The sequence below is a fragment of the Streptomyces tagetis genome (assembly GCF_018069565.1).
Lineage (GTDB): Bacteria > Actinomycetota > Actinomycetes > Streptomycetales > Streptomycetaceae > Streptomyces > Streptomyces tagetis.
In genome coordinates this window covers 963,414-988,591 of the sequence record NZ_JAGPNL010000001.1, presented here as the reverse complement: position 1 = coordinate 988,591, position 25,178 = coordinate 963,414, and the positions used below count along the sequence as shown (strand labels likewise).

Genomic DNA, 25,178 nt, shown 5'->3' with positions numbered 1-25,178 from the left:
GGGTCAGCGCCGCGTGCCGGTACCGACGAGGGTGCGCTCGTACGGGTCGAGGACGACGCCCTGGACGGAGGCGGCGACGCCGGTGATGATCCGCTGGTGCACCAGGGGCACGACCGCGTCGGAGCCGAGGATGCGGGCCTCGGCGGCCATGGCCGCGTCCCGCCGCTTCTCGGTGTCGGCGGTCTTCTCGGCCTCGGCCACGGCCTTGTCGACGTCCTTGTCGCAGAGCTGGGCGATGGCGTAACCACCGTCGCAGGTGTAGTCGGCGGCGAGGATGCCCACCGGGTCCCCGGTGTCGAGGAGTGTGTTGCGGGCGAGGACGAAGGCGTCGAACTTCCCGTCCAGGGCGTCGCTCTCCAGCCGGGAGTACTCGCGGACGGTGAGCTTCACCGTGAAGCCGGCCTTCTCCAGTTGGTCCTTGACCACCTGGGCGACCTCGGGCAGTTCGGGCCGGTTGTCGTAGGTGGCCAGGGTGATCGACGCGCCGCCGGGCCGCTTCGCCTCGGCGCGTCCGACGGGGGCCTTCCGCTTGCCCTCGGCCCAGCTCACGGCGGGTCCGTAGATGCCGGCGCCCGGGTCGGCGTGCCCCTCGTACACGTCCTTGGCGAAAACGGAGGTGTCCAGCGCGGCACGGGCGGCGGCGCGCAGTCCGGCGTCCTTGAACGGGCCGGAGGAGGCGTTGAGGAGGAGGCTGGTGGTGCGGGTGGTGGCGGTGTCGCGCCGGGTGTCCTTGTCCAGGGTCGCGGCCTGGGCGACCGGAACGGCCTCGGCGATGTCGAGTTCGCCGGTGCGCAGGGCGTTGGCGCGGGCGGTGCCGTCGGCGATGAAGCGGGCGTCGACACCGGCGGCCTGGGCGCGTCCGCCCCAGTAGTCGTCGAACCGGTCGAGGGAGGCGGAGGCGGCCCCGTTCACCTTGGTCAGCTCGAAGGGCCCGGTGGCGGTGCCGACCGGGTCGACGCGCCCGTCCTTGCCGTACGCCTTCGCGGAGAGCACGGCGAGGCTCGGGCTGGACAGCCGCAGCGGCAGGACGGGGTCGGGCTCGGCGGTGGTGACCCGGACCACGCGGTCGCCGGCGGCCTCGGCGGTGAGGGTGACACCGGCGAGGGCGGCCGGCGCGGGCTCGGCGGCACCGGCGCGGGTGAGGGAGTCGGCGACGGCGGCGGGGGTCACGTCGCTGCCGTCCTGGAAGGTGGCCTCGCGCAGGCTGAAGGTCCAGGTCCGGTCGTTCTCACGCCGCCAGGACTCGGCGAGCGCGGGGGCGGCGGCACCGTTGGCGTCGAGCGCGGTGAGCCCCTCGGTGACGCCGAGCCGACTGAGGAGGGTGGCGTCGGCGCCGTACGGCGACAGGTTCTCGGCGGGCGGGAAGGCGAGGGCGACCCGGAGCCGGGCCCCACCGGAGCCCCCGTCACCGGAACCCGACGCCTCACCACCACCGGAGGCGAAACAGCCGGCTATGAGCGGCAGCAGGAGAAGCGGGGCGAGCAGCCGGGGGCGGAGAGGGGAGCGCATGATCCTCGGGGTGGGGTCGGGGTGGGGCGGAGGTCGGGGTGGGAGGTGTACGTACGGCGCGGGGCACGGTGTCGGGGGCTTGGCGGCACCGAGCGGGACTCTACATGAAAACCATTCCCACTCCGGCCCCGAGCCCCCTGGGGCAGCCGGGGCAGCGCCCGCACCGCTCACCCGAAGGGCACCTCGAAGTGCACGATGCCCTGACCGCCGCCCGGGTCCTCCCGTTCGTCGTGCACGACCTTGGCGAGGGACCTCCAGAAGGGCTCGGCGCCGGTCACGGCGGGGTCGGTGTGCAGATACACCGACCGATACCCACCGTCGGCGGCGGCGAACGCCAGCAACTCGTCGACGAGCCGCCGCGCCAGCCCGCGCCGCCGGTGCTCGGGCCGCACGTACACCCGGCGCAACTGCGCGGTCTCGCCGGAGGGGTAGCGCTCGGCGACGTGGACCGGGTTCGGCGGATGCGCGGGCCCACGCGAGTCCAGCGCCCCGGTGGCGACGACCACGCCATCCCCGTCCACGGCGACGATCAGCGTGTGCCGCTCCGGCCTCAGATACGCACCGTCCAGATCGATGACGTCCCCGTGCCACCGGGGCACGTACCCGGTCCCGAAGTCCCGGTAGACGGTATCGAGCATGACGGCACGCGCCCCATCCAGATCGACGGGGCCGGCGGTGCGGAGGGTGTAGTCGGGAGTACGCACTTGCACATCATATGCATTAAGCCGTTTACGTCGATCGACCCCCTTGATGCCGGGGTGTCCGGCGAACCGTCAGCCTGGGCGCCGGGGTGTCCTGCCCAGCCGTCACCCTGAGTTGTAACCCCACCTGGCGCGGCCGTCCTTGCCCATGAAGCACTTCGCGGGCCGCCCGTCGGCGGTCGTCGCGGTGGCGCCGACGGGGGCGCACGCCTGCCCGAACCCGACCCCGGCCGGGCCTCCGCCGGTCGTACCGCCGGTACCGGACGAGCCGCCGGTACCGGACCCGCCGGAGCCCCCTCCGCCGCCGTACGACGGCTGGGGCCGGGGAACAGGCTTGGCGTCGGACTGCGCTCCCGGCGTGGGCCTGGGCTTGGACTTGGGCTTGGGCTTGGGGGTCGGATCAGGGGTCGGATCGGGCTGGGGGCTGGGCTTCTCGCACGGATCGCCGGGGCCGATCAGCCAGAGGTCGATCTGCGCCCCGGCCTCGACCCGGGTGTCGGGCTGCGGGGTCTGCCGGCACACCGTCCAGTCGGCCGGCTCCCGACCGGAGTCGCCGAGCGGCTTGCCCGTATACGTGTGGAAGAGATCGGTGCGATGAAGACCGAGGTCGTCCAGCGCGCGAGCCACGTGACGGTACCGCTCCCCCACCAGGTCCGGCATGACCACCAGGCGGGGACCGCGCAGCCGCGCCGGGCACTCCTCCCGCTCCGGGACCGCGTACAGCGTCAGGGTCACGCCCGACGGACGCACCCTCTCCTCACGGGAGGGGCTCTGGAAGCAGACCTGCCAGCCGGTCGCGGTGGCCTCGACGGGCCGGTGCGCGGAGGAGGCGTCGGCCACGGACACGGCACGCCACGGCGAGAGGCCGGCCCGCGTGGCCGCCGCGCGGAGGCCGCTCCCCTCGAAGTCGGGGACGACCACGGAGGCTTCGGCGGTGGGACCGGGCGAGGCCGCCCGCACGGCAGGTTCGCCACCGCGGCCCGCGTTCACTCCGGCGACGAGCACCCCGACGACGGCCGCGGAGGTGAGGACGGGGTGCCTGCGTATCCAGGCCGCCTCAGGTCTTCGCACTCCGGGCCGTGGAGCCGCGGGGCCCGGGACCACCACCTCACCGACGGACTCCAGCGCCTCTCCCCGGGGATCGAGCTTCGAGCCGTGCAGCTTGTACGTACGCCCGTCGACGAGGACGTCGACGGTGGCGAGCAGGCCGTGAGCGCGCCGCACGATGCGCAGCGGCAGCGGGGCGCGGGCGGCCGTGGGGGTCACGAGGTTCCGGAGCAGGACGAGCCCCTCACCCGTGAGCACGGCGTAGCCCCAACCGCTGTGGTAGACGGACCGGACGACCTCGTCGGGCCCGAGCACGTCGAGCAACAGCCGCCGGTGCTCGGCGGGCAGGGTGATGGCCTCGCCCCCGGCCACCGCGGCCGTACGCGGGTCCTCGGCGAGGGCGTCGGGCGCCGGTTTCCCGGCCCGCTCGAGAAGCTCACCGGACGCGTCGACCCGGGAACCCCAGAGACCGACACTCCGCCCCTCGACGGACACGTCCACGCGCCGCCGGGCCCCGTGCGCGGGCTTGACGATGGTGAGCGGCCTGGGCACGCGCTGCGGCCCCCGACCCCCGAGCAGGATGAGGGCCTCCCCGGTCAGAACGGCGTGACCGGCCCCGCTCCTATAGAAGGCCAGCACCTTCTCCCGGGACCCGAGAACGGCGAGCAACGCCTCCGCCACCCGAAGCGGAAGAAGATCAGGCTCACTTGAGGCCGCCTCCGTGGTACGCGGATCGTTCCGCAGGAGACGCTGCGCGGCAGTCTGGGACATACGGGGATGTTAACGGCCCCCACTCCCCACCCCACCACCAGCCCAAACCCCCACGACACCCCCCCGACCTGCACCGACCCCGGAGACCGGGCGACGCGGCACGCGGAGGACACCACGCCTCTCCCAGCACCCCGGAACGCGCCCATTCCCGGCCTCGACGGTGGCGGGTCGACTCCTGAGTAAGCTGCCGCCGACGCAACGGGGAAGGACGACGCATGGCGTGGGACGCATGGGAAAAGCTCAAGCAGGACGCCGCTCAGCGGCACGGTGCGCACACGAGCGGTTCGGGTACGACTTGCTGATGACGGGCGGGGCTGTTTGGTCGGCGCTCGGGACCCCATCGACACCCGGTGCGCGGACGCACATCCCCTCGACGGCCAGGGCTCGGGGCGGTGACGGCCTGTCATGGACCTCGCGACTCTGAGAAGGCTGAAACTCACAGAGTTCGAACAGGCTGCCGACGACTATCGCTCTACCGCTGACATGGCCGGCACGGCCAAGGACCACATCGACAATGTCGTCGTCGCGGGCATGCGTAAATCGCTCAACGGCAAGGCCCTGGAGGCGGCTGTCGGAGAACTGAAGAAGCTCTCGGCCGACTTCCACTACACACAGATCCAATGCGGCCTGGTCGGCACAGCGCTCAACGGCTTCGCATACGACATGGACGCCGCCCGGAAGAGACTCCTGTCGGCGCTCGACGCAGCGGAGGCATCGCAGTTCACCGTCCATGCGGACGGCAGCGTCACCTATCCGGAGGGACAGCCTCAGAACGGTTCCGAGTCGCCGGCCAAGGGCGGCACCATCGGCGGCCTCACCGATCCGACAGCCCAGGCCGTGGCACGCCAGGCCGCGAGCTTCGATCCCAACCCCCACCACGCCGAGGCTCTGGCCATCGCGGACCGCATCGCCCACGCCCTCAGGGAGGCGAGCGAGGTGGACGCTAAGTGGGCGCCGAAGATCCGTGCCCTGCAGGCTGACGACGACCTGACCGTGTCCGACGAGGACCTCAGGGACGCCCAGTCGGACATGGGCGGAGTCCGCGAGGCGGGCAAGGGGTATCTGGCGTCGATCGGCGGGCCTCCGACGGACGCGACCCCTCAGGAGAACGCGGACTGGTGGGAGGGACTGGCCCCCGAAGAGCGCGATGCGTACCTCGCCGCCCATCCCGAGGTCGTAGGAAGGCTGGACGGCCTGCCCGCCGAGGTCAGGGACGAGGCGAATCGGGTGGTGCTCGAAGAGAAACTCTCCGAGTACCGGCTCAGGCTCGACGCGCTCCCGAGGCCGCCCGCCGACGAGTGGACATGGATCACGGCAGGCATGTATCCGACCAGGGTCCACACGGACGAATGGATGGTATGGGACAGGAAGTACGGTGACGAGTACCGCCGGCTCACAGCCTCCGTCAAGGGCATGAACGCCATCCAGAACCGCTTCGACGACACAGGCAAAGAGGGTCTTCCCGAGGCATACCTGCTCGACTTCAGCCCGGACGGGAACGGCAGGGCCGTCATCGCGACCGGCAACCCCGACACTGCTCAGCACCAGGCGGTGTACGTGCCGGGCACCACGTCCAAGCTGGAGAAGATCGGGGGCGACATCAACCGGATGACCGAACTGTGGCGCCAGACCAACCAGACGTCACCGGACGCCTCCGTCTCGACCATCACCTGGCTCGGCTACGACGCGCCCCAGTCCGTCGTCAAGGACGCCCCCTTCGAGCATTACGCCTACGACGGCGCACCCGCCTACCGGCAGTTCCTGGACGGCCTCGACGCTTCCCACTCCGGCGTCGGGGAACCGCACCGTACCGCCATCGGGCACTCGTACGGCACCACCCTGATCGGAGCCGCCGCCGAGACCGGCACCCTCAACGCCGACGACGTGATCTTCGCTGGAAGCCCCGGTGTCAAGGTCGGCCACGCCGACGAGATGGACGTCCCGAAGGGGCACGTCTGGAACCAGGAGGCCGACGGCGACCCCGTGCCCGACCTCGGCCGCTGGGGCCACGGCGGCAGCAGTTGGAGACCGGGCGGGGGCGTCTTCCTCATCCCCAGTGACGAAGAGGCCTTCGGCGCGAACCAGATGAACACGGGTCCGGAGGGTACCGGCGCCATGGGAACCACAGGAGCCACGGGCCACAGCGAGTACTGGAACCGGGGCACGACGTCACTGAAGAACCAGGCGCTGGTCGTGGTCGGCAAGTACGGCTACGTGACCGCTCCCGAGTAGGACGGCAGGACGGTGTCGAGAGCCGTCCCGCCGCCGGCCCACCCCACGAAATCTTGGACTTTCATGTTCTACGGACCACGCTCCGGCCTCGCCCCGCGTCACCGGGGTGGTTCACTCCGCTCCCTCCCCCTGGTTCTCGTCCTGACCGGACTCCTGCTCAGTGGATGCGGCATGACCGAGAACGACAGCACCGGCTCCCCCGGCAACCCGACCGACAGCACCGAGGAGATCCCTGTGAACCTTCCCGACGCGGGCACGGCGACGACCGAAGAGGCGGTCGCGGCGGTGAAGGAGGTGTCCAGCGAGCTCTACAGATTCGCCGGCGTTCCCGGCAATGCCTCCGAGCCCGGTCCCGGGGTCAAGGAGTGCGAAGGCAAGGACCCCGACACGTACTTCACCGTCTACCACCCCTGGAACCTGGCTCCGGCGAAGCCCGGCGACATCGACGTGGCAATGGAGAACCTGAAGAAGAAGCTGAACTCGGGAGGCTGGGTCACCAAGGGGCTGTACCACGACAACAGTCCCAACAAAGCCCTCAACCTCGTCGCCGACAACGACGCGAAGAAGGTCAGCGTCTGGATCGTCCAGTACTCCGAAGACACGACGCCGAGCCTGGGCATCAACGTCACGTCCGGCTGCTACAGAGTGCCCGAAGGCCATACGGTCGACCACTTCTGAGAGAGCAGGAATCGCCTACCCAGGTAACAGAGCAGCAACGCTGTTCTGTCATCCGGGTCGCCGGGGAGCGCTCGGGCCCCTCGCCCAGGTCGGGGGCCGGGGAGCGGTGGAACTGAATGAGGAGGGGCCTGCCGGGCAACCTCTGCCCGGCAGACCCCTGCCGCCCACCGTGGAAGTGTCAGCCCACCTGGAGAGTCAGGTTCTTGGGCCAGTGGGCCTTGTTCAGGTGGCCGAACAGGTTCTTGATGTCGGTCGGGGAGAGCTTGACGCACCCCTCGGACTTGTAGTTGCCGCGCCAGCGGCTGGCACCGTCCTTGGTCATGTTGCTGTGGATGAACAGCTCACGGCGGGCGACGCGCTTCTCCCCTTCTTCGGGTTGCACGCCTTGTCGTCGAGGTGGATCGCGTACCCCTTGATCTTGGTGTCGCGGTTGGTCTGGTGCCCGAGGACCTTGTAGGTGCCGCTGGGCAGCCAGCCGCGCTTCTTGGCGCATTCGTCCGTGCTGCCCAGACCGGACCCGGCACGGTAGCTCTTCACCAGTCGGCCGTCGCGGTACAGGGCGAGCTTCGAGTTGTCCGTCCGCGACCAGTTCTTGGTGAACTTCACTCGAACTGCCCCAGGAGTGGCCGAAAATCATGAGCCCGCATCGGTGGTCCACTACCGTTGCTCCCGCTGCGCACCTTCCCGGAGGGTACGTCGGCAGTGGTCAGGTGCCGGTTCTCGGCTGTGACTGACGAGTGGTTTCCGCTGCGTCTCGCACGCGGCGTGACTGCGGATGCCCGGAAGGGCGGTCCCGCCATTCCCAGCTCACGCCAAGGAGTGGAATCCATGAACCCCGTCGAGTACAAGCCTGCACGTCGTCACCGGCTTCGCGAGATCCTGGTCGACGTCGCCGCGGGTGTCGTCACCCAGCTCGTGGTGATGGCCCTGGCGGCGGCAGCGCGCCTGCTCTTCTGACGCAGGCTTGTGGCGGGCCCGGAGAGCCCGCCACTCCACATGCGGGTGGTGCGCCTCAGAAGAGGTACATGTCGGGCGACTGTGGGCCCGTGCTCTGGCGCCCTCGGCGGCGGCGCCCCCGGCGTGGCCTGGGCAGATGTGGTAGCCGTGCCACCTCCGGCAGGTTCTCCCAGGTGGGGCGGAGCCCGTGGACCTGGACCTCGCCCACCATCTCCGTCAAGTAGCTTCGAGTCTCCTCATCCGTGGAGTAGAGCACCGTCGCCCGGCTCGCTCGGGTCATCAGCACGTGGTAGGCATGACGGACCAACCGGGCGAACTCATGGTCGTCGACGCTGCCGGCTCTGACCTTGGGGTCGAACGAACCCGGAACGGCCACCCGCTTGACACCCGTGTCCGGGTCCTTCCGTTCCTTGCCCCGCCGGAACACCCACCGGCCGTCCCGGCGCACCATGTCCTCGCCCATGATCACGCCGCACCAGTCCCGCTCGAGGCCCTGGGCCGTGTACACGCAGCCGATCTGATCAAGCCCTTTCTCGTGCACGGACCAGATCCTGCAGGGCGGCACGCCGTCCTCGCAAAAGGCATCGCTGTCCGCGTTCCAGGACCTGTGCCAGGAGCCGATCCGTACGTCGGCCTCCAGTCGCCTCTCCTTGCCGACCGGCTTCGTCCACGGCCAGCAGTACCCCGCGACGAGGCGGGCGGACGCTCCGGCGAGCGCTTCGGTCCGGATGATCCGTTCGAGTTCCTCCGGGCTGTCCGCCACCTCGACGTGCATCAGGCCGTCCGGCGTCCATGGCTCCGGCTCTTCCTCGTCCGTCACCCCGAGTACGGCACGCACCCAGCGGATGTAGGAGTCGCTGCCACCGCAGCGGAACTGCTCCCGGAGCTCGTACGGGACAAGTGTGGCGCCGTAGCGTCGGGCCGCGTCCTCGATCAGTTGGATGGTGCCGACCTCGTGCGGTCGCACGGTCTGGCCCTCGTCGAGGAAGAACACGGTCAGGCGGGACGCATCCAACAACTCGTCGACCTGGGGCTTGGTTCCCTGGTCTTCGGGTTTCCAGAACCGGTTGGTCGACCGTTCGCGCAGTCGGTGTGCCTCGTCGCAGATCAGCACGTCCAGGGGCGGGTCCGGCGGGGTGACGAAGTTGCTGAAGTAGGTGAAGCTCTCCCTGAACTCCCGATCCCCGTACCCGACGTGCTCCTGGATCGCGCCGTTGAAGGCTCGGCTGCCGCTGGCGTACTTGACCGTGTGGCCGCCGGCCTCCAGCTCCGCCTTGATCTGAAGGCCGATGGCGCTCTTCCCCGTGCCGGCACCGCCCTTGATCAGGAAAACCACGCGCCGCTCGTCCGGCACGAGGGCGGGTCGCTGCGCATCCGGGAGTACCTTGGCCGCGGTGTCCAGGATCTGGTCGGCGACCTTCTTCTGCCGACCGCGCAGGGTGAAGACCGTGTCCTCTCCCCGGGAGCGGATCATGGCATCGAGCAGGGGCGTATTCCTCAAGCCCATGTTCTGCAGCAGTATCTCGGCCGCGGAGGCGCCGCCTTCGTCGGCGAAGTTCTTGCGGAGGTCGGAGATCAGTTGTTCCCGCCGGTCGTTCGTGTAGACACCGGCGTAGACACCGGTCGGAGCGTCCAGGTCGACCAAGGGCCGGACGGAGGCGTCGGTGGCGTTGTGCAGGTAGGCGAAACCACCGCAAGCGAAGTCCAGTCCTCGCAGCGGTCCCCTGGCGCCCGTGAACGCCTCGTAGTACTCGCGCAACTGCAGGGCGGGGTGCTTCTTCCTGCCCATCCCCGGTACGTGGACCAGTTCCGCGGTGGCTCGTTCCACCCTGGTCACCGTCGACCAGCGCTTCAGCTCGACCAGTTGGACGGACAGCCCCTTCTCTTCCGGATGATGGCCCACGAGAACGACATCGATGAGCCTGGGCGCGCCGGGCCGGTCGGCCTCGTCGAGGGTGGCGGCGCACTCGACGATCATCTCGACGTTTCCGCGTCCGGCGGCAACCAGGTCTTCCGCCAGGTGTACGAGGCTCTCGGCCCAGGCGGAGCGTTCCGACAGCGAGGCGTCGGCGCCTCGGAAGTGGCGCCATCTTGCGGCCAGGTGCGGCACCATGCGGCGCCTCGAATTCAAGGTCAGCAGATCCTGCGCTGCCAGCCGCAGCAGGAGCATGGACACGAGGTGATCCCCCAGAGCACGAGTGACTCGTGCGGGTGGGGGCATGTCCTCGTAAGAAAGCCCGTCGGGCCGCAATCGGTATTCGGGATCTTAGGTAGGCCGGCCGACCTGCGGACGAAGACGACACCGTGACCGGGAGAAACATCGCCATCATGGCCGGATCACGTATCCCTTGGCCAGGACGCGCCCTTGTCACGCAGTGGCAGCCGGCTGACCGAGCCGGCCACTGGCCAGCTCCCGCAGTTTCTCCCGCGTCTCCGGGTCCGTGGAGTACACCACCGTGCCGACCATGCCCCGTGTCAGCAGCACCTTGTAGGTGTTGCGGATGAGCCGGTCGACGTCCGCGTCCGGCGTCGCCTTCTTGAAGACCGGGTCCTTCGACGCCGTGCGGTCCGTGACCCAGCGGTCGCCGCGCCACAGCAGGTCGGGGCCGATGATGACGCCGGACCAGTCGTACTCGAAGCCCTGGGCGGTGTAGACGCAGCCGACCTGGCCGAAGCCTGCCGGGTCGGTCGCCCACAGAGCGGACGGCGGTGCACCGGAGACGGAGCGGTCGCCGCGCAGGTTCCAGGGGCGGGCCCAGTCACCGATGACGACGTCGGGAGCAAGGGGGTCGCCGGGCTTGGGCTCCGGAGACCAGCGCCAGCAGTAGCCGGCGGACATGCGGGCTCCGTATCCCTGGGCTCGGCGTGCTTCGAGGAACGCCTCCATCTCCTGCGGGCTCTCCGCGACCAACAACTGCATGCGGTCGTCGGGTTCCCAGACGACCGGGCCTCCGGGTTCGAGGCCGAGGAGCCGGACGACCCAGCGCAGGTAGGCGTCGCTGCCTCCGCAGCGGAACTGGCTGTCCAGGGGAACGACGTGACACGGGATGTCGCGCTTGGCCGCCGCCGCCTTGATGTCGGCCACGGTGCCCATCTCGCCGGGACGCACGACCTGATGCTCGTCGAGGAGGAAGACCGGCACGCGGGCGACGTCGATGAGTTCGTCGATCTGGGCCTTGCCGGTGCGGTGTTCGGCACGCGTGTAGCGGTTGGCCGACGTCTCCCGGATACGGTGGGCCTCGTCGCAGATCAGGACGTCCAGGCTGTTCTTCTCGACGGTCATGAAGCTGTTGAAGTACTTGAAGAGGTCCTGCACCTCCCGCTTGCGCGAGCCGGTGACCTTCCTCATCGTCTTGGTGAACGACTGGGAGCCGGTGGCATGCAGGGCCGGCGTCCCGCGTCGGTACAGCTCGCCGAGCAGTTGGAGAGCGATCACGCTCTTGCCGGTGCCGGGACCGCCGGTGACGACGACGATCTCCTTCCGGTCCGCGCGCTTGGCCCGCTCCACCGCGTTGAGGACCATGCGATAGGCGACTTGCTGCTCGTCGAGGAGGACGAACTGCTGTCGTTCGCGCACCTCCTGTGCGGCAACGGTCATCAACTGCCGTGACGGCACCGTCGCACCGGAGAGCAGTTCGTCCGCCGCGCGGGCGCCGGAATGCCTGTCGCTCAGCTTCGAACGGAGGTGGTCGAGGAAGTCACCACGGCGTTGTCCCGTGAAAAGCAGTCCGCGGTCGTCGCGTTCGATCTCCCGCAGTCCGGCGACGCCGAACTCGGTGGCGTTGTGCAGGAAGGCCACTCCGCCGATCCGGTGTCCGTGTCCGGCCAGCGCTCCGTTGAAGTTGACCAGGTAGTCGCAGTAGCGGCGCACCTGCTCAATGGGGTTGAGAACGGGGTGGGCGTAGCGCTCGACGTGGCACAGCGTGGAGTCGTCCTCGTGAGGCAGGACGTCGCTCCACTGCTTCAGTTCCACCACGACGTAGGAAGGCTCCCCGGTGGACGGGTGCACTCCTGCGAGCACGACGTCGGCGCGCTTGCTGTTCAGCGGGAGCGCGTATTCCAGCATGACCTCCACGTCGCCCAGACCCGCGTCGTTGAGCGCGGCGGCCAGGACGGGGATACTGCGCTCCCACGAGCGCGCCTCCGAGGTACCGGGCGGGTAGCCGTGCATGTGGACGAACTGTTCGGTGAGGTGCAGGAAAAGCGAACGGTCGAGCGCCATGACGGCGACCGTTTTCGCGGACGCGCGGAACAGCAAGAACTTCCCCCAGGCAGCACGAAGTGACTCGTGCGGGTGGGGGCATGTCCTTCGAGACTCCACCGGGGTGGAGCGGAAGCCCGTCGGGCCGCGTTGACTGTGCTGGCGAGACTACCTCTCAGGATGCCCGTCTCGCCTTCCAGACGTCCGTCGTGCTTGGCGCTCTCGGCGCCGGACGCACTGCGTCGCTTCCCGTGAGCTGCCGTTGCCCGTCGCCGTGGCGAGGGGGAGGTGCCTCCAATGGGTGTATCGGTGATTTCCGGGGCGGACAAGGGTCGTTAGAGGGACGAGAGCGAGGAGGTACCGCATGTCCATGAAACGACCGTCCGAGAAGCAGCCCGCGACCGAGCTCGATGCCCGTTACAGCTCGGCGCTCCATCCCCTTCCTGGCGCCGCGGACGTCACCGCCACCCCCTGGCCGGAGGCCCGGCGGCACCTGGAGGCCGCCGAGATCTTCTGGGTCGTCACGGTGCGCGCCGACGGCCGGCCGCACGTTACGCCGGTGATCGCCGCGTGGCACGACGGTGTGCTGTACTTCTCCACCGGACCGGGCGAGCAGAAGGCCCGGAACCTGGCGCACGACCCGCACTGCTCGCTGATCACGGGCGGGAACTCGCTCACCGAGGGGTTCGACCTGGTCGTCGAGGGCGAGGCGGAACCGGTCGGCGATGCGGCGGTGCTGGAGGACGTGATCGCGGCGTACGAGGCGAAGTACGGCGCGCACATCACGTCCCCCGAAGGCACCTTCCACGGGATCGGTGACGCCATGCGGAACGGCGACGCCATGCTGTTCGGGGTGACGCCGACCACCGCGTACGGGTTCGGCCGGGACGACGGGGTCTACAGCCATACGCGGTGGGTCTTCTGAGTCATCGGGCCGCCGGCCGACGGGCCGCTCCCCGAGGCCCCGGGGAAGTCAGTCGCCCTCCGTGCCCAGCGCCTCCAGCAGCATCGGCAGCGACGCGTGCAACTCCCGCTCCCAGTAGGCCCAGCCGTGGGTCCCCGGGCCGTAGAAGTTCGTGGTCACATGACGCGCGCCCACGCGTTTCAGTTCGGCCGCGAGCGCGTGGTTCTGGCGGTTGAAGTCGGCTTCCAGGGCGCTCGTGGCGCCCGGCGGGTCCAGGGGCCCGGTGGTGCCGTCGCCGCAGGACAGGTAGACCGGGATCGGCCTCAGTCGCTCGGCGAGGTGGAAGGGGTCGTGGGCCTGCCAGATGCGGCGTTGGACGACCGGGTCGCCCCAGACGCGCAGGGGGTCGTTGCCCTGGCCTGCGAAGAAGCCCATGATGCGGTCGGTCGACTCGTCGTTCAGGAGCGGGTGGGCGGAACCGGAATACGCCGCCGTCGCCCTGAACATGCCGGGGTGCCGTGCGGCGTAGAGGAGGGCGCCCTGGCCTCCCATGGACAGGCCCGCGACCACGCGGTCGGTGCCGGCGCCCCAGTCGCGTTCCAGGAGATGGCGCAGTTCCTTGGTGTGGAAGGTCTCCCACGCCGGGTCGCCGCCCTCGCCGTGGTTCCACCAGTCGCTGTACCAGCCGTTCCAGCCTGCCTCGGGCATGACGACCAGGACGTCGCGCAGACTGTCCGTTTCCGCGACGTCCGTCATGCTCGTCCACGACGTGTAGTCGCCGCAGCAGCCGTGGAGGAGCCACAGGGTGGGCCAGTGCTGCCGGTGGTGTCGGTCGTACGGGTTCCAGCCGTCCGGGGTGAGGAGGCGGACGGTGACCGTACGGCCGCCCAGGGCCGTCGACCGCACCGACAGGTCGACCTGCCGGTCCGCGACCTGGGTGACGGCGACGACTTCCGCGCCGGGGCGCGCGGTCTTCTGATTCCCGGCGGCCACCGTCGGAGCGGTCGGCGTGAGGGTGGCCAGCAGTACGGCCAGGACCAGGAGGACTCTGGCTCGCAGCGGGCTCGGGACTGGGCTCAGGAGTGGACTCGGGGCGGTGTGGGGCACGTTCGCGAACACGGCGGCTCCCTGGGGTGGGTTGCTGTACGTCGCGCGGTGGTGCGGGGTTCGTGCGGCTGCCGGTGGTGGGGGCGGGTCAGGTGCCATGCCTGCCTGGCAGCGTCAACAGCCTCTCCTTCTCACGGGCGTTCACCCGTGACGTCTGACGGGGCGGTGAGTACGGCGCCGTCGGCCACCATCGTTCTCCGGGGCTCAGGGGACCCTGGCGACGCCCACGTAGAAGCCGCTGCGTTCCCGCGTCGGCGCTGGGGGCTCCTGGTACCACTCTGTGGCGAAGACCAGGCCCGGGGGGAGGAGGTCTAGGTCGGTGAAGAAGGGTTCGACTTCGGCGCGGGTGCGCATTCTCAGGGGGATCTCGCCCTTCTTGTAGGCGGCCTCGGTCTGGTGTTTCAGCTCGGGGTGCTGGTCGGCCGTGCCGTGGGAGAGGAGCAGGTGGCTGCCGGAGGGCAGGGCCTCGACCAGGGTGCGCACGAGGGCGTGCGGGTTCTCCTCGTCGGGCAGGAAGTGCAGGAGCGCGATCAGGGAGAGGGCGACGGGCCGGCGTAAGTCGAGGAGTGCGCCGGCGCGTTCGAGGATCTTCGCGGGCTCTCGCACGTCGGCGAGGAGGAAGTCGGTGGCTCCTTGCGGGCTGCTCGTCAGCAGGGCCTCCGCGTGCCGCAGGACGATCGGGTCGTTGTCCACGTAGACGATCCGGGCGCCCGGTGTGATCGCCTGGACGATCTGGTGCAGGTTGGGCTCGGTGGGGATGCCGGTGCCGATGTCGAGGAACTGGTCGGCTCCGTTCTGCGCCAGCCAGGCCGCGGCGCGGTGCATGAACGCCCGGTTCCGGGCCGCGTTGCCCCGTGCCTCCACCGGGAGTCTCTCCCCGACCTGCTGGTCGACGGGGTAGTTGTCCTTCCCGCCGAGCAGCCAGTCGTAGACGCGTGCGGGGTGGGGCCTGCGGGTGTCGATGGGGGGCCTGGGTATGCCGGCAGCGGTCACGAGCACTCCTCCGTACACGGAATCACGGGCAACCGGGTCTCGGCCGGCCGCGGGAACACGTCTGCGGAACCGCCGGACCCCGCGTGTCGGGCCCGGCGTCCGTCAGCCTATCGAGGCCGGTCGGGGGCGGTCGCGGACTCGTTGTCAGTGGTCGCCGATAAGTTCGATCTCGTTCCGCCGAAGTGGCGGGAACATCCCCTTTGGTGTGCTTGGGAGTGGTGTGTCGTGTCGGGGTGGGAGAGGTCGAGCGGGGTGCGGATGGTGCCGCCCGCGAGGGCGCGGAAGCTGGCCAAGGTGCCGTTCGTCGAGCTGGCCGACGGGCGCTTGCAGGGGGTGGTGTCCAGCGGGTCGGACATCGGGCGGGTGTACGTGTCCTCCGTGGAGGCCGGGACGTATGCGTTCTCGTGCAGCACCAACAACAACCGGCCGTGCGGGGGCGCCCGGGGCACGTTCTGCAACCACATACGGGCGCTGATCGGCGAGGCCGTGCTGCAGTACGGGGCCGGGCGCGTGGCCCGGTATCTGAAGGCCGAGGTGGCCGAGGGCGGCGAGCCGGACGCGCAGGCGATCACCTCCGTGATGACGGCCGCGCTGCCCTCGCCGGGCGACCGGTCGGCGGCGGCGCAGGTGTTCAGCCGCTTCTTGCGGCATCTCTCCTACCTCGAACTGGAGCCGGTCACGGCCCCGTTGCCCGAGATGCACTGGTTCCCGACGACGAGGGCGGTGGCCTGATGCGTGCCGATCTGCTCACCGACGCCGTCGACGGCCTGGACGAGGCCCTCGCCGCGGTGGACGGTTTCGACGACGCCCTCGTGGACGGGCTGCTGCGCCCGCAGCCGCGGCAGGCCGCGGGGCTGACCGGGCTCGCGGACGCCCTCGCCGCGTCGCCCCTGGCCGCGCGGGTCGCGGAGGCCGCCGAGAAGACGGCCGCCGGGGTCGCGGGCGAGGACCACTTCACCGCGCTCGCCGGGGCTCGTACGGCGCTGCTCGGGTCCGTCCACGACGCGCTGTCGGCCCGGGTGGCCGAGGTCGTCGGACGGCCGGTCGCCCCGGAGCGGGAAGCCGTGCCGGGCGGCGGTGGCGATGACGCGCTCGGGGTCAACCTGCTTGGTGCCGCACGGGGTTGGCTCTGTGATCTGGCGCGCGTCGGGTGGCGGGGCATGGATCACGAGACGGTGGCCGGGGCCGCGCCCGTCGTCTCCGCGATGCTGTCCGATCCGGCGCTGCGCCGACTGGCCACGCTGCTCGACGGGTTCGCGGCCGAGCTGGCCGCCTCCTGTCCGGGGGCGACCCTGGAGCGCGTTCCGGTGCGCCGCTGGGCCGATCTGTGGACGCGGGGGATGCTGCTGACGCTGCCGGGGGCGGCCCGTCTCACCCCCGTCACCGAGGTGAGCGGCCGTCTGCTGCCCCTCGGCGTGGACGTCCAGGAGCACGCCACCGCCGTACAGGCGCAGGTGCACGCGGTGTTCGAGCCGGCGGACGGGACCGCGTCGCGGCTGGTGCGGGCCTCGGTGTCCGCGCCGAAGCCCGACACGGTGGTCGGGGCCGGGTTGTGGCAGGTGCTGCGGCCCCGTATGTCCCTGCTGGGCGCCCTGGGCGAGGGCCGCGCCATGGAGCTGGACGCGATGCCCGTCACCGCCGAGGGCGATCTGCTCTGGGACGACGCGCGGGCGCGGGCGGGCGAGAGCGCCGACGCGTTCGTCACGGCCCGGGTGGCGCTGCCAGCCGCCTCCGGTTGCGTGACGGCGCCGCTGGACCGGCATCCGGCGCGCATCGCCGTACCGGTGCTGCTGGAGGGGTACGGAGTCCAGGAGGACGAGGACGGGCTCGCGTTCCTGGTCGCCGGGGAGCGGCTGGCCGTGGACGCCGACCGGGTGCCGGCGGCCGGCCCGCTCACGCCGGAGGCGGTCGCGGGGTCCGCCGCCTGCCTCGGGCTGCTGCGCTGGGACGCCGGGGAGTTCCGCCTCCAGCCGCTGGCCGTCGAGCGGACCGTGCGCAAGAAGCCCGTCGCCGTCCACGCCGGAGCCTGGGCCGGGGGCACCGCCGACAAGGCGGGGGCGCGGGCGGAGAAGGCCGCCACCGACGCCGTCACCGTACTGCGCGAGCGCGCCGGAAAGCTGCTGCGGAAATGACCGAGACCCCGAACAGCGCCGGCCCCGCGCCCGAGAGCCCGAGCGGCGCGGGCTCCACGCCGGAGACACCGAGCGGTGCGGGCTCCACGCCCAACACCCCGAACGGCACGGGCCCCACGCCCGAGACCCCGAGCAGTACGGACCCCACGCCCAAACCCCCGACCGGCGCGGACCCCACGCCCAACACCCCGAACGGCACGAACCCCACACCCGACCCCCACGACAACCGGCGCCAAGTGCTCTACTGGCGGCTGCTGGCCCGCCTCTTCGACGGCGAGGAGCAGGCCGCACTGGAGTCGGCGAGCCTCGCCGTGGTCGAGGACATCGGCCTGCCGCCCGCGCTGCTCGACCCGGACGCCTCCGTCGACTCCGTCGTGCAGCGGCATCCGGAGCTGGCCGCCGAGCTGGACGGGTTGATGACGCCCGAGCCGGAGGAGGACGGCCACCGCGACCGGGCCGCCGAGGTGCGGCACGCGGCGCTCGCCTCCAAGGTCCTGCTCAACGTGTTCGCCGCCCGGCCCGGCACTGTCACCGCCGGTCAACTGGCCCGCTGGCAGGCGGACGCGGGCTGGCTGGAGCGGGCGCTGGGCTGCCGGCCCGGCGAGCTGCGCGGCGGCCGGGGCCCCAGGGCCGCCGGCGGAGCCGGCCCGACCGGCACCGGTGTGGGCGGCCCGCTGCCCGACCTCGGCCGGCTGATCCCGGCGATCGGCCCGGAGCTGGGCTCCATCGAGGGCGACCTCGTCCGGCGCATGCGCCTGCGCGAGGTGCTGGCCGATCCGCACCTGGCCTCGCGGCTGACGCCGAGCATGTCCCTGATCGAGCAGTTGCTGCGCGACAAGGACAACCTCTCCGGCGTCGCCCTCGCCAACGCCAAGGCGCTGATCCGCCGTTATGTCGACGAGGTCGGCGCGGTGCTGCGCACCCAGGTGGAGAAGGCCACGGTCGGCGAGATCGACCGGTCCGTGCCGCCCAAGCGGGTCTTCCGCAACCTGGACCTGGACCGCACCATCTGGAAGAACCTCACCAACTGGAGCCCGGAGGAGGAGCGGCTCTACGTCGACCGCCTCTACTACCGGCACACCAGCCGCAAGACCACGCCCCAGCGGCTGATCGTCGTCGTGGACCAGTCGGGCTCGATGGTGGACTCGATGGTCAACTGCACCATCCTGGCGTCGATCTTCGCCGGTCTGCCCAAGGTCGACGTCCACCTGATCGCGTATGACACGCAGGCGCTGGACCTCACGCCCTGGGCGCACGACCCGTTCGAGACGCTGCTGCGCACCAAGCTCGGCGGCGGCACCGACGGCACGGTCGCCATGGCCCTCGCCCAGCCGAAGATCGCCGAGCCGCGCAACACGGTCGTGGTGTGGATCTCCGACTTCTACGAATGGCGGGGCCAGGAGCTGTTCGACTCCATGGCCGCCGTCCACCGCTCGGGGGCGAAGTTCATCCCGGTCGGCTCGGTGACCAGTTCGGGGCGCGGCAGCGTCAACCCGTGGTTCCGGGAGCGGTTCAAGGACCAGGGCACGCCGGTGATCTCCGGACACATCAAAAAGCTCGTACACGAACTCAAGACGTTTCTCACCTGATCACCCATCGATCACCCACCCATCACCCACGGATCACCCACGGACCCCGACGGGTGATCAGCGAACGGAAAGGCCCCTCATGTCCGACCTGCTGCGTGCCCCCGCCGAGATCAAGTACGCGGAGGAGCTCGACTGGCTGGAGTCGATCGACGACAACCCCAAGCCCTTCTCCTGGCGCCTGTCCCCCAAGATGGTGCGCCTGTTCATCCTCGGCTCCGAGCGCGCCGACGGCCTGGACCGGGAGATCGCGCAGAAGTGGTTCGGCGACCGGAGCTTCGTCGAGCGGTCGATCGTCACCCTCGCCTCCGACCGCGGTCTGCTGCTCATCGGCGACCCCGGCACCGGGAAGAGCTGGCTGGCCGAGCTGCTCTCCGCCGCGATCAGCCGCAACTCGACCCTGGTGGTGCAGGGCACGGCCGGCACCACCGAGGACCACATCAAGTACTCCTGGAACGTCTCCATGGTGATCGCCAAGGGGCAGTCGCGGGAGTCGATGATCCCCTCGCCGATCATGACGGCGATGGAGGCGGGCGCCATCGGCCGCTTCGAGGAGCTGACCCGCTCCACCAGCGATGTGCAGGACGCGCTGATCTCGATCCTGTCCGAGAAGTACATCTCCGTCCCCGAGCTGGGCAGCGGCGAGGGTGACGACAACATCGTCTTCGCCAAGCCCGGGTTCTCGATCATCGCCACCGCCAACAGCCGCGACCGGGGCGTCAACGACCTGTCGTCCGCGCTCAAGCGCCGCTTCAACTTCGTCCGCATCCCGGTCGTGACCAACAAGAAGAGCGAGGCGGAGATCGTCCGCTTCCGCACCGAGGAGCTGCTGCGCCGCCACTCGATCGACCTGGACGTGCCCCCGACCCTGCTCGACGTGCTGCTCCAGAGCTTCGCGGACCTGCGGGCCTCCGCCGCAGCGGCCGGCAGCAACGACGAGAAGCTGGAGTCGGCCCTGTCGACGGCCGAGCAGATCGGCGTGCTGGAGGACGCGGTGCTGCATGGCAACTTCTTCGGCGAACGCGCCCTGAGCGCCCGCACGCTCGCCTCCTCGCTGGTCGGCTCGCTCACCCGCCGCGAGCCGGAGGACCTGGCCATCCTCAACAAGTACCTGCACGGTGTCGTCGAACCGCGCAGCAAGGAAGAGGGCGGCTCCTGGCCGGAGTTCCTGGAGGGCGGCCGCGACGCGATCGCCACGCTGTCGTGACCGGCTCCCGGGACGGCGCCTTCGACGCGCTGCGCGGACAGCTCCAGGAGGCGGCGTCCGCCTTCGCGGGCGGGCCGGACGCCCTGGAAGGCATCCTCCTCGGCATGGTGGACGACGTCGACCGCGCGGTGCGCGAGCCGCTGGAGATCTTCCCCGTCTGCCACCACTCCCCCGCCTCGGCGCTCGCCATGGCCCGGCGGCTGCGCGAGAAGCAGCCGAAGGTGGTGTACCTGGAGCTGTGCGAGGACATGGCGCCGCTCCTGACCGAGCTGCGCAACTGCCGGCTGCCGGTGGCGGTGCAGGCGTTCGCCGGGCAGGTCGAGGGCTTCCCGGCGGAGTGGGCGCCGCTGTCGGTGATCGCGCCGATGACGGAGGCGTCCGCCGAGTACCAGGCCATCGCGTACGCCCTGGACACCCCGGGCGTGGAGCTGGTCCTCGTCGACCGCTCGGCCGACCACGTCTTCCAGTGGGACCCGCGCCACGAGCCGGAACCGCGCCTGCCCGAGCCCGGCGACGCGGAGGCCGCGCTGCACGGCGAGGCGGTCGGCGTGGAGATCGGCGACCTCAGGCCCCGCTTCGCCGAGCTGGAGGAGCACCTGCTGCGCCACGGCCGGGTGCGGCACTGGTCGGAGTGGTGGCACCAGTACGTGGAGGTACCGCTCGCGAGCAGCGACCACGACACCTACCGCCAGGTCATGTTCCTCATCGGCAGCCTCTTCCGGCGGCTCGCGCCCGGCGACGGGGAGCGCGTCCGGATCGACGAGGACCGCGAGCGGTACATGTGGACGCGGATGCGCGAGCACCTGGCGGCCTCCGGCGCCGATCCGGCGGAGTGTGTGTACGTGTGCGGCGCGTTCCACGCGGCCAGCCGCGTCGAGGAGTTCGGCGTGGACGGCACGGCCGGCGCCTTCTCGGTCTCCCCGCGGACGGGGACGACGTGGCAGTACGGGCTCATCCCGTCCAGCAACGCGGCGATCGAGGCGCAATTCGGCCTCGCCGCGGGGTCGGTGTCGATCGCCTCGACCCAGTGGACGAAGAGCCTGAAGCGCACCCGGGTGCGTCCGTACCGGCTGGCGGGCCAGGACGGTACGAAGAGGAAGGCGCCGGCGAAGAAGACCGCCCCGGCCGCGCTCGCCCCCCGTACCGCGTCACCGGCAGCGATCGCCCCCGCGACCGGCGCCGGAGAGCCGGCCGCGCCCGACCGGCTCTCCGGGTTCCTGCGCCGGCCGCCGGTGCTGGACGGGCTGGACGAGGCCGAACTGCTGGGCTGGTCGGTGGAGATCGTCCGCGCGGCCCGGCGAAGCGGCTACCTCGCCTCGACCGCCGACGCCATCGCGGTCTTCGAGACGTCGATCCTGCTCGCCGGGTTGCGGGACCGGGCCAAGCCGACGCCGTACGACTTCCAGGACGCGGCGGTCACCTGCATCGAGAAGGACGCCGTGCCGGGGCGGCGGGACGTGCGGCGGCTGGTCGAGATCTTGATGGGCGGCGACCGGATCGGCCGGGTGGGGTACGAGGCCCTGCCGCCGCTCGCCCGGGACGTGCACGACCGGCTGGCACCCCTGGGACTGAAGCTCCAGCAGCGCGGTGTGCAGCGGGCCCTGCTCGACATGGTGTCCCGGCCGGAGCTGCGGGCCTGCTCCGACGTGCTGTGGATGCTGCGGCGGCTGCTGCCGCACGGCGCGGCCCGCCCCATCATGGGCGAGCGGCGGCTCGGCGAGCGGTCGATCCAGGAGTCCTGGGACGTGGCCATCGGCACCCACCAGCGCTCCCTGATCGAACTGGGCTACGAGGGCGTCAGCCTCGAACAGGTCCTGGAGCAGCGGCTGCGGCGCGAGGCGTACGGGCCGCAGGCGACGACGGCGACCGTGCTGGCCGCCGTGGAGGACGCCGTGCTGTACCTGCGCGGCGGCCGTCTCGCCGACGAACTCGGCGCGCACGCGCTGAAGGTGCTGGCCACCGAGCGCAGCGTCGACGGGGCGCCGGAGGTGCTGCGCCGGGTGCGCTCCCTGCTCGCGTACTACCGGACCGGTGAGCCGGTGCTGCCGGCCTGGATCGAGTCCTTCGTGAAGACGGGGTACGCGCACTACTGCACGCTGCTGCCGACGGCGTTCCGGGACCAGGACGCGACGGTGAGGCAGGTCGCGGCGATGCTCGGGTTCCTGTTCGGCATGGAGTCGCTGGCGCTGTCGCTCGGCTGTGACCGGGCCCAGTTGGAGCTGTCGGTGGCCCAGTCGCATCCGGAGGAGCCCGCGAAGACGGCGCTGCTGTGGGCGGCGCAGGTGCAGCTCGGCACGTTGTCCCGGGAGGAGTTGCGCGCGCGGTGCGGCGAGCTGCTGGACAATCCGCTGGTGGTCCCCGCCTACCCGCGCTATCTCAGCGGGTTCGTGCACGCACTGGAGCCGGTGCCGGGGCTGGCGGACGTGGTGGTGGAGGCGGTGTCGAACGCCTTCGGGCGGCTGCCGGACGCGGTGCTGCTGCCGTGGCTGCCGCTGCTGATCACCACGCTGCGGTCGGGGGCGGCCGAGCTGGCGCCGCTGCTGATCCGCGAGGCGGGGCGCATCTTCCCGGGCCGGCTGGAGGCGCTGGACGCGTGGGTGCCGCCGTGGCGGTCGCCGTCCTTGCCCCCCGGCACCGGCCGGGCCGCGTCCGCCGGTCCTCGGGGCGTGGCGCTGCTCGCGGCACATCCGGCGGCGTGCGACGCGGTGGCGGAGCTGCTGGGCTGCGAGGGCGGCTGGGCGAGCACCGGCCCGGCCGGGGCGGGGGCCCGGGGAGCGGTGCCGGCGACCCGGTATCCGGCCACCTGCGACGCGGTCGCGGCGCTGCTCGGCTGCGAGGGCGGCTGGGCGAGCACCGGCACGGGCACGGCGGGGGCGGTGCTGACCGCCCGGCATCCCGGGGCGGCGGAGGCGGTCGGCGCCCTGCTGGCGGACGCCTGACCGGACGGCCGGGCCGGGGAGCCACCCCGGACCCGGCCGCCGCCTCCGCCCCGTACGCCCCCTCGCCCCGTACGCCCGCTCTCGACGTCCCGACGTCCCGACGTACCGAAGGAGGAGGCAGGAGTTGCCGGACGGCCTCAGCCCTTCTGTTCCACCCGTACCCAGTCCACCTCGGCCTGGACTCCGCCGGCCGCGATGCGGTCCACGCTGGACTGCGGCAGGCCCCAGTACGGGCTGGTGACCTGGTTCCAGCCGGCCGGGTAGGCGCCGCCCAGGGCCAGGTTGAGGATCACGTACTGGTTCCGGTCGAAGACCCAGGCGCCGCGCGTGGACTCCAGCTTGTTGCGGGTGGTCTCCTGCACGACGCGGTCGTCGACGAGGAACCGCATGGCGGTCGGCGTCCACTCCACGGCGTAGGTGTGCCACTGGTCGGCCCGGCCGCCGCCGGGGTACACCTGCCGTTCGCCCACGTTCCCGTCGGCCGAGTAGCCGGGGCCGTGCAGGCCGGTGCTGGTCCAGTCGCCGTAGCCGATGTTCTCCATGATGTCGGTCTCGCCGGAGGCCGGCCAGGAGACGGACGGATCGTCGACGTTGCTGCCCAGCAGCCAGAAGGCGGGCCAGAAGCCGTCCCCGACCGGCAGCCGCATCCGCGCGCTGACCCGGCCGTAGGTGAAGTCGAAACGGGTGTTGGTGTCGATGCGGGCGGAGGTGAAGTCGTAGGTGGTGCCGCCCGCCTGGGTGCAGCCCTTGCAGTGCCGGGCGCGCAGGAGCAGCGAGCCGTTCTCGGTGCGGAGGGTGTCCGGGGAGTCGACGTACGCCTGGGACTCGCCGTTGACCGGGCCCATCTCGGTGCCGGTGCGCACCACACGCCACTTCGAGCGGTCCAGCGACGGGCCGGTGAAGTCGTCGAAGAAGGTGGTGCGGTAGGCGCCGGGCTGTTCGGCGGGCAGGGGCGGGTACGCCGCTGCGGCGCTGCCGCCGGTGCCCCAGACCTGGAACTCGTAGAGGGAGTAGCCGAACTGGGCGGTGGCCGGGGCCGGGTTGTGGAAGGAGCGGCGTTCCTTGCCGAGCATGCGGACGTAGCGGCCGGTGGCCGGCTGGGCGAGCCGTACCGAGTCGTGGCGGCCGGCGGCCTCGCCGGGGGAGGTCACGTCGGCCCGGCGGGCGGCGACCTCGGCGGCCGAGGGGCGGTGGACGGTGCGCCAGGAGCGGTTGTCGTCGGAGACCTGGAGTTCGTAGTCGACGGCGTAGGCCGCCTCCCAGTACAGGTCGACGGTGTCGATGACGGAGGGGGCGCCGAGGTCGACGGCGACCCACCGGTCGGCGTTCCAGTCGCTGGCCCAGCGGGTGACGTCGCCCCGGAGGTCGGCCGGCCAGCCGCCGTCGGTGACGTAGGCCGGGGAGTTCCCGGCGTGCTGGTAGTAGTTGGCGTACGCGGGGTGGTGCAGGGCGAGGTTGGTCCGGGTGGTGGAGGCGGGGGCCGGTTCGCCGCCGTAGACCTGGAAGGACCAGAGGGAGTAGCCGTAGGGGGTGGCACGTTCGATGCCGCGCATGCGGACGTAGCGGGCCGTCACCTCCTGGGGGTGGGTGTGGGCGGTGACCCGTCCTCCGGTGCCGGCGGTCTCGGTGTAGAAGGGCGTCCAGTCGGTGCCGTTGCGCGACGCCTCCAGGACGTAGCGCTTGCCGTAGGCCGCCTCCCAGTCCAGGACGACGCGGTCGACGCGCAGGACGCCGCCGAGGTCGACGCGGAGCCAGGCGTTGTCGGCGAAGTCGCTGGACCAGCGGGTGGCGCCGTCTCCGTCGAAGGCGAGGCCGGGGCCGGTGCCGGCGTTCTCGCTGCCGGAGGCGGTGACGGCGGAGGGGGTGGCGGCGTAGGCGGCGCCGGCGCGGTCGGTGTCCCAGGCGACGGCCGAGACACCGGCGGGCCGGGCCGACGCGGGGCCGGCGAGGGCGGGACCGGCCGCGAGCAGGCCCAGCGCGGCGAGGGCGGTCAGGACGGTGCGGGACGTACGGGACGTGCGGGACGCACGGGTCTCACTGGTCGCACGGGTCTCACTGGTCGCACTGGACGTGCGGGACGCACGGTTCGCACTGGACGTACGGGATGCACGGGATGACATGCGGCTCTCCTCTGCACGATGACCGAATTAATGTCATGCACCTGTCACTCAGGGGCCTCGGGCGGCTCAAGCGGCTCAGGCGGCTCAGGCGGCT

General features: G+C 71.2%; 19 protein-coding genes. 9 read left to right on the top strand and 10 right to left on the bottom strand.

Going from position 1 to position 25,178, the window contains the following annotated elements; genetic code table 11:
- Window positions 1–3: 3 nt before the first annotated feature.
- From J5Y05_RS04200 to J5Y05_RS04190, 3 genes are all read right to left on the bottom strand, one after another.
- Window positions 4–1,509 (bottom strand): ABC transporter substrate-binding protein, encoded by a 1,506-nt coding sequence (locus tag J5Y05_RS04200; RefSeq protein ID WP_210868362.1) that lies wholly within the window; start codon window positions 1,507–1,509, stop codon window positions 4–6.
- A 167-nt stretch (window positions 1,510–1,676) separates the two neighbouring features.
- Window positions 1,677–2,213 carry a GNAT family N-acetyltransferase gene (locus tag J5Y05_RS04195; RefSeq protein WP_210868361.1) on the bottom strand — a complete coding sequence of 179 codons (537 nt, stop codon included), beginning with the start codon at window positions 2,211–2,213 and terminating at the stop codon, window positions 1,677–1,679.
- Window positions 2,214–2,315: 102 nt separating this feature from the next.
- A complete protein-coding gene (locus J5Y05_RS04190; RefSeq protein WP_210868360.1) occupies window positions 2,316–4,028 on the bottom strand; it encodes a PASTA domain-containing protein in 1,713 nt (570 codons plus the stop codon).
- A gap of 405 nt (window positions 4,029–4,433) precedes the next feature.
- Between J5Y05_RS04190 and J5Y05_RS04185 the strand changes: the two genes are divergently transcribed.
- Window positions 4,434–6,260 (top strand): alpha/beta hydrolase, encoded by a 1,827-nt coding sequence (locus J5Y05_RS04185; protein ID WP_210868359.1) that lies wholly within the window; start codon window positions 4,434–4,436, stop codon window positions 6,258–6,260.
- A gap of 171 nt (window positions 6,261–6,431) precedes the next feature.
- Window positions 6,432–6,938, top strand: a complete 507-nt coding sequence (locus J5Y05_RS04180; protein WP_247614024.1) for a hypothetical protein — start codon at window positions 6,432–6,434, stop codon at window positions 6,936–6,938.
- Window positions 6,939–7,116: 178 nt separating this feature from the next.
- Here the strand turns inward: J5Y05_RS04180 and J5Y05_RS04175 are convergent, their stop codons facing one another.
- Together J5Y05_RS04175 and J5Y05_RS04170 are read right to left on the bottom strand one after the other, a co-directional pair.
- Window positions 7,117–7,260 (bottom strand): hypothetical protein, encoded by a 144-nt coding sequence (locus J5Y05_RS04175; RefSeq protein WP_210868357.1) that lies wholly within the window; start codon window positions 7,258–7,260, stop codon window positions 7,117–7,119.
- A complete protein-coding gene (locus J5Y05_RS04170) occupies window positions 7,257–7,544 on the bottom strand; it encodes a L,D-transpeptidase (protein WP_210868356.1) in 288 nt (95 codons plus the stop codon). The genes J5Y05_RS04175 and J5Y05_RS04170 overlap by 4 nt, the downstream gene beginning before the upstream one ends.
- A gap of 222 nt (window positions 7,545–7,766) precedes the next feature.
- Between J5Y05_RS04170 and J5Y05_RS31545 the strand changes: the two genes are divergently transcribed.
- Window positions 7,767–7,895: a DUF6408 family protein gene (locus J5Y05_RS31545; RefSeq protein WP_247614023.1), complete on the top strand. Its 129-nt coding sequence runs from the start codon at window positions 7,767–7,769 to the stop codon at window positions 7,893–7,895.
- Between the two features lie 55 nt (window positions 7,896–7,950).
- On the opposite strand, the gene J5Y05_RS04165 is transcribed toward J5Y05_RS31545, so the two are convergent.
- Both J5Y05_RS04165 and J5Y05_RS04160 read right to left on the bottom strand, forming a co-directional pair.
- Window positions 7,951–10,065: a DUF2075 domain-containing protein gene (locus tag J5Y05_RS04165; RefSeq protein ID WP_210869693.1), complete on the bottom strand. Its 2,115-nt coding sequence runs from the start codon at window positions 10,063–10,065 to the stop codon at window positions 7,951–7,953.
- A 198-nt stretch (window positions 10,066–10,263) separates the two neighbouring features.
- Window positions 10,264–12,153 carry a DUF2075 domain-containing protein gene (locus J5Y05_RS04160; protein ID WP_210868355.1) on the bottom strand — a complete coding sequence of 630 codons (1,890 nt, stop codon included), beginning with the start codon at window positions 12,151–12,153 and terminating at the stop codon, window positions 10,264–10,266.
- 307 nt (window positions 12,154–12,460) lie between these two features.
- On the opposite strand from J5Y05_RS04160, the gene J5Y05_RS04155 reads away from it, so the two are divergent.
- A complete protein-coding gene (locus J5Y05_RS04155) occupies window positions 12,461–13,021 on the top strand; it encodes a pyridoxamine 5'-phosphate oxidase family protein (protein WP_210868354.1) in 561 nt (186 codons plus the stop codon).
- Window positions 13,022–13,069: 48 nt separating this feature from the next.
- Here the strand turns inward: J5Y05_RS04155 and J5Y05_RS04150 are convergent, their stop codons facing one another.
- Both J5Y05_RS04150 and J5Y05_RS04145 read right to left on the bottom strand, forming a co-directional pair.
- Window positions 13,070–14,119: an alpha/beta hydrolase gene (locus J5Y05_RS04150; protein ID WP_372450455.1), complete on the bottom strand. Its 1,050-nt coding sequence runs from the start codon at window positions 14,117–14,119 to the stop codon at window positions 13,070–13,072.
- Between the two features lie 192 nt (window positions 14,120–14,311).
- A complete protein-coding gene (locus tag J5Y05_RS04145) occupies window positions 14,312–15,100 on the bottom strand; it encodes an SAM-dependent methyltransferase (protein ID WP_210868353.1) in 789 nt (262 codons plus the stop codon).
- 258 nt (window positions 15,101–15,358) lie between these two features.
- On the opposite strand from J5Y05_RS04145, the gene J5Y05_RS04140 reads away from it, so the two are divergent.
- The 5 genes from J5Y05_RS04140 (at window position 15,359) to J5Y05_RS04120 (ending at window position 22,964) form a co-directional block, all read left to right on the top strand.
- Window positions 15,359–15,832: a hypothetical protein gene (locus J5Y05_RS04140; RefSeq protein ID WP_210869689.1), complete on the top strand. Its 474-nt coding sequence runs from the start codon at window positions 15,359–15,361 to the stop codon at window positions 15,830–15,832.
- Window positions 15,832–17,232 carry a hypothetical protein gene (locus J5Y05_RS04135; RefSeq protein ID WP_210868352.1) on the top strand — a complete coding sequence of 467 codons (1,401 nt, stop codon included), beginning with the start codon at window positions 15,832–15,834 and terminating at the stop codon, window positions 17,230–17,232. Before J5Y05_RS04140 ends, J5Y05_RS04135 begins: the two co-directional genes overlap by 1 nt.
- Window positions 17,229–18,821, top strand: a complete 1,593-nt coding sequence (locus tag J5Y05_RS04130; protein ID WP_247614022.1) for a VWA domain-containing protein — start codon at window positions 17,229–17,231, stop codon at window positions 18,819–18,821. Before J5Y05_RS04135 ends, J5Y05_RS04130 begins: the two co-directional genes overlap by 4 nt.
- A 79-nt stretch (window positions 18,822–18,900) precedes the next feature.
- Window positions 18,901–20,025 carry an ATP-binding protein gene (locus tag J5Y05_RS04125; protein WP_210868351.1) on the top strand — a complete coding sequence of 375 codons (1,125 nt, stop codon included), beginning with the start codon at window positions 18,901–18,903 and terminating at the stop codon, window positions 20,023–20,025.
- Window positions 20,026–20,129: 104 nt separating this feature from the next.
- Window positions 20,130–22,964: a DUF5682 family protein gene (locus J5Y05_RS04120; RefSeq protein ID WP_247614251.1), complete on the top strand. Its 2,835-nt coding sequence runs from the start codon at window positions 20,130–20,132 to the stop codon at window positions 22,962–22,964.
- A gap of 137 nt (window positions 22,965–23,101) precedes the next feature.
- Here the strand turns inward: J5Y05_RS04120 and J5Y05_RS04115 are convergent, their stop codons facing one another.
- Window positions 23,102–25,084 carry a discoidin domain-containing protein gene (locus J5Y05_RS04115; RefSeq protein WP_210868349.1) on the bottom strand — a complete coding sequence of 661 codons (1,983 nt, stop codon included), beginning with the start codon at window positions 25,082–25,084 and terminating at the stop codon, window positions 23,102–23,104.
- Window positions 25,085–25,178 lie beyond the last annotated feature (94 nt).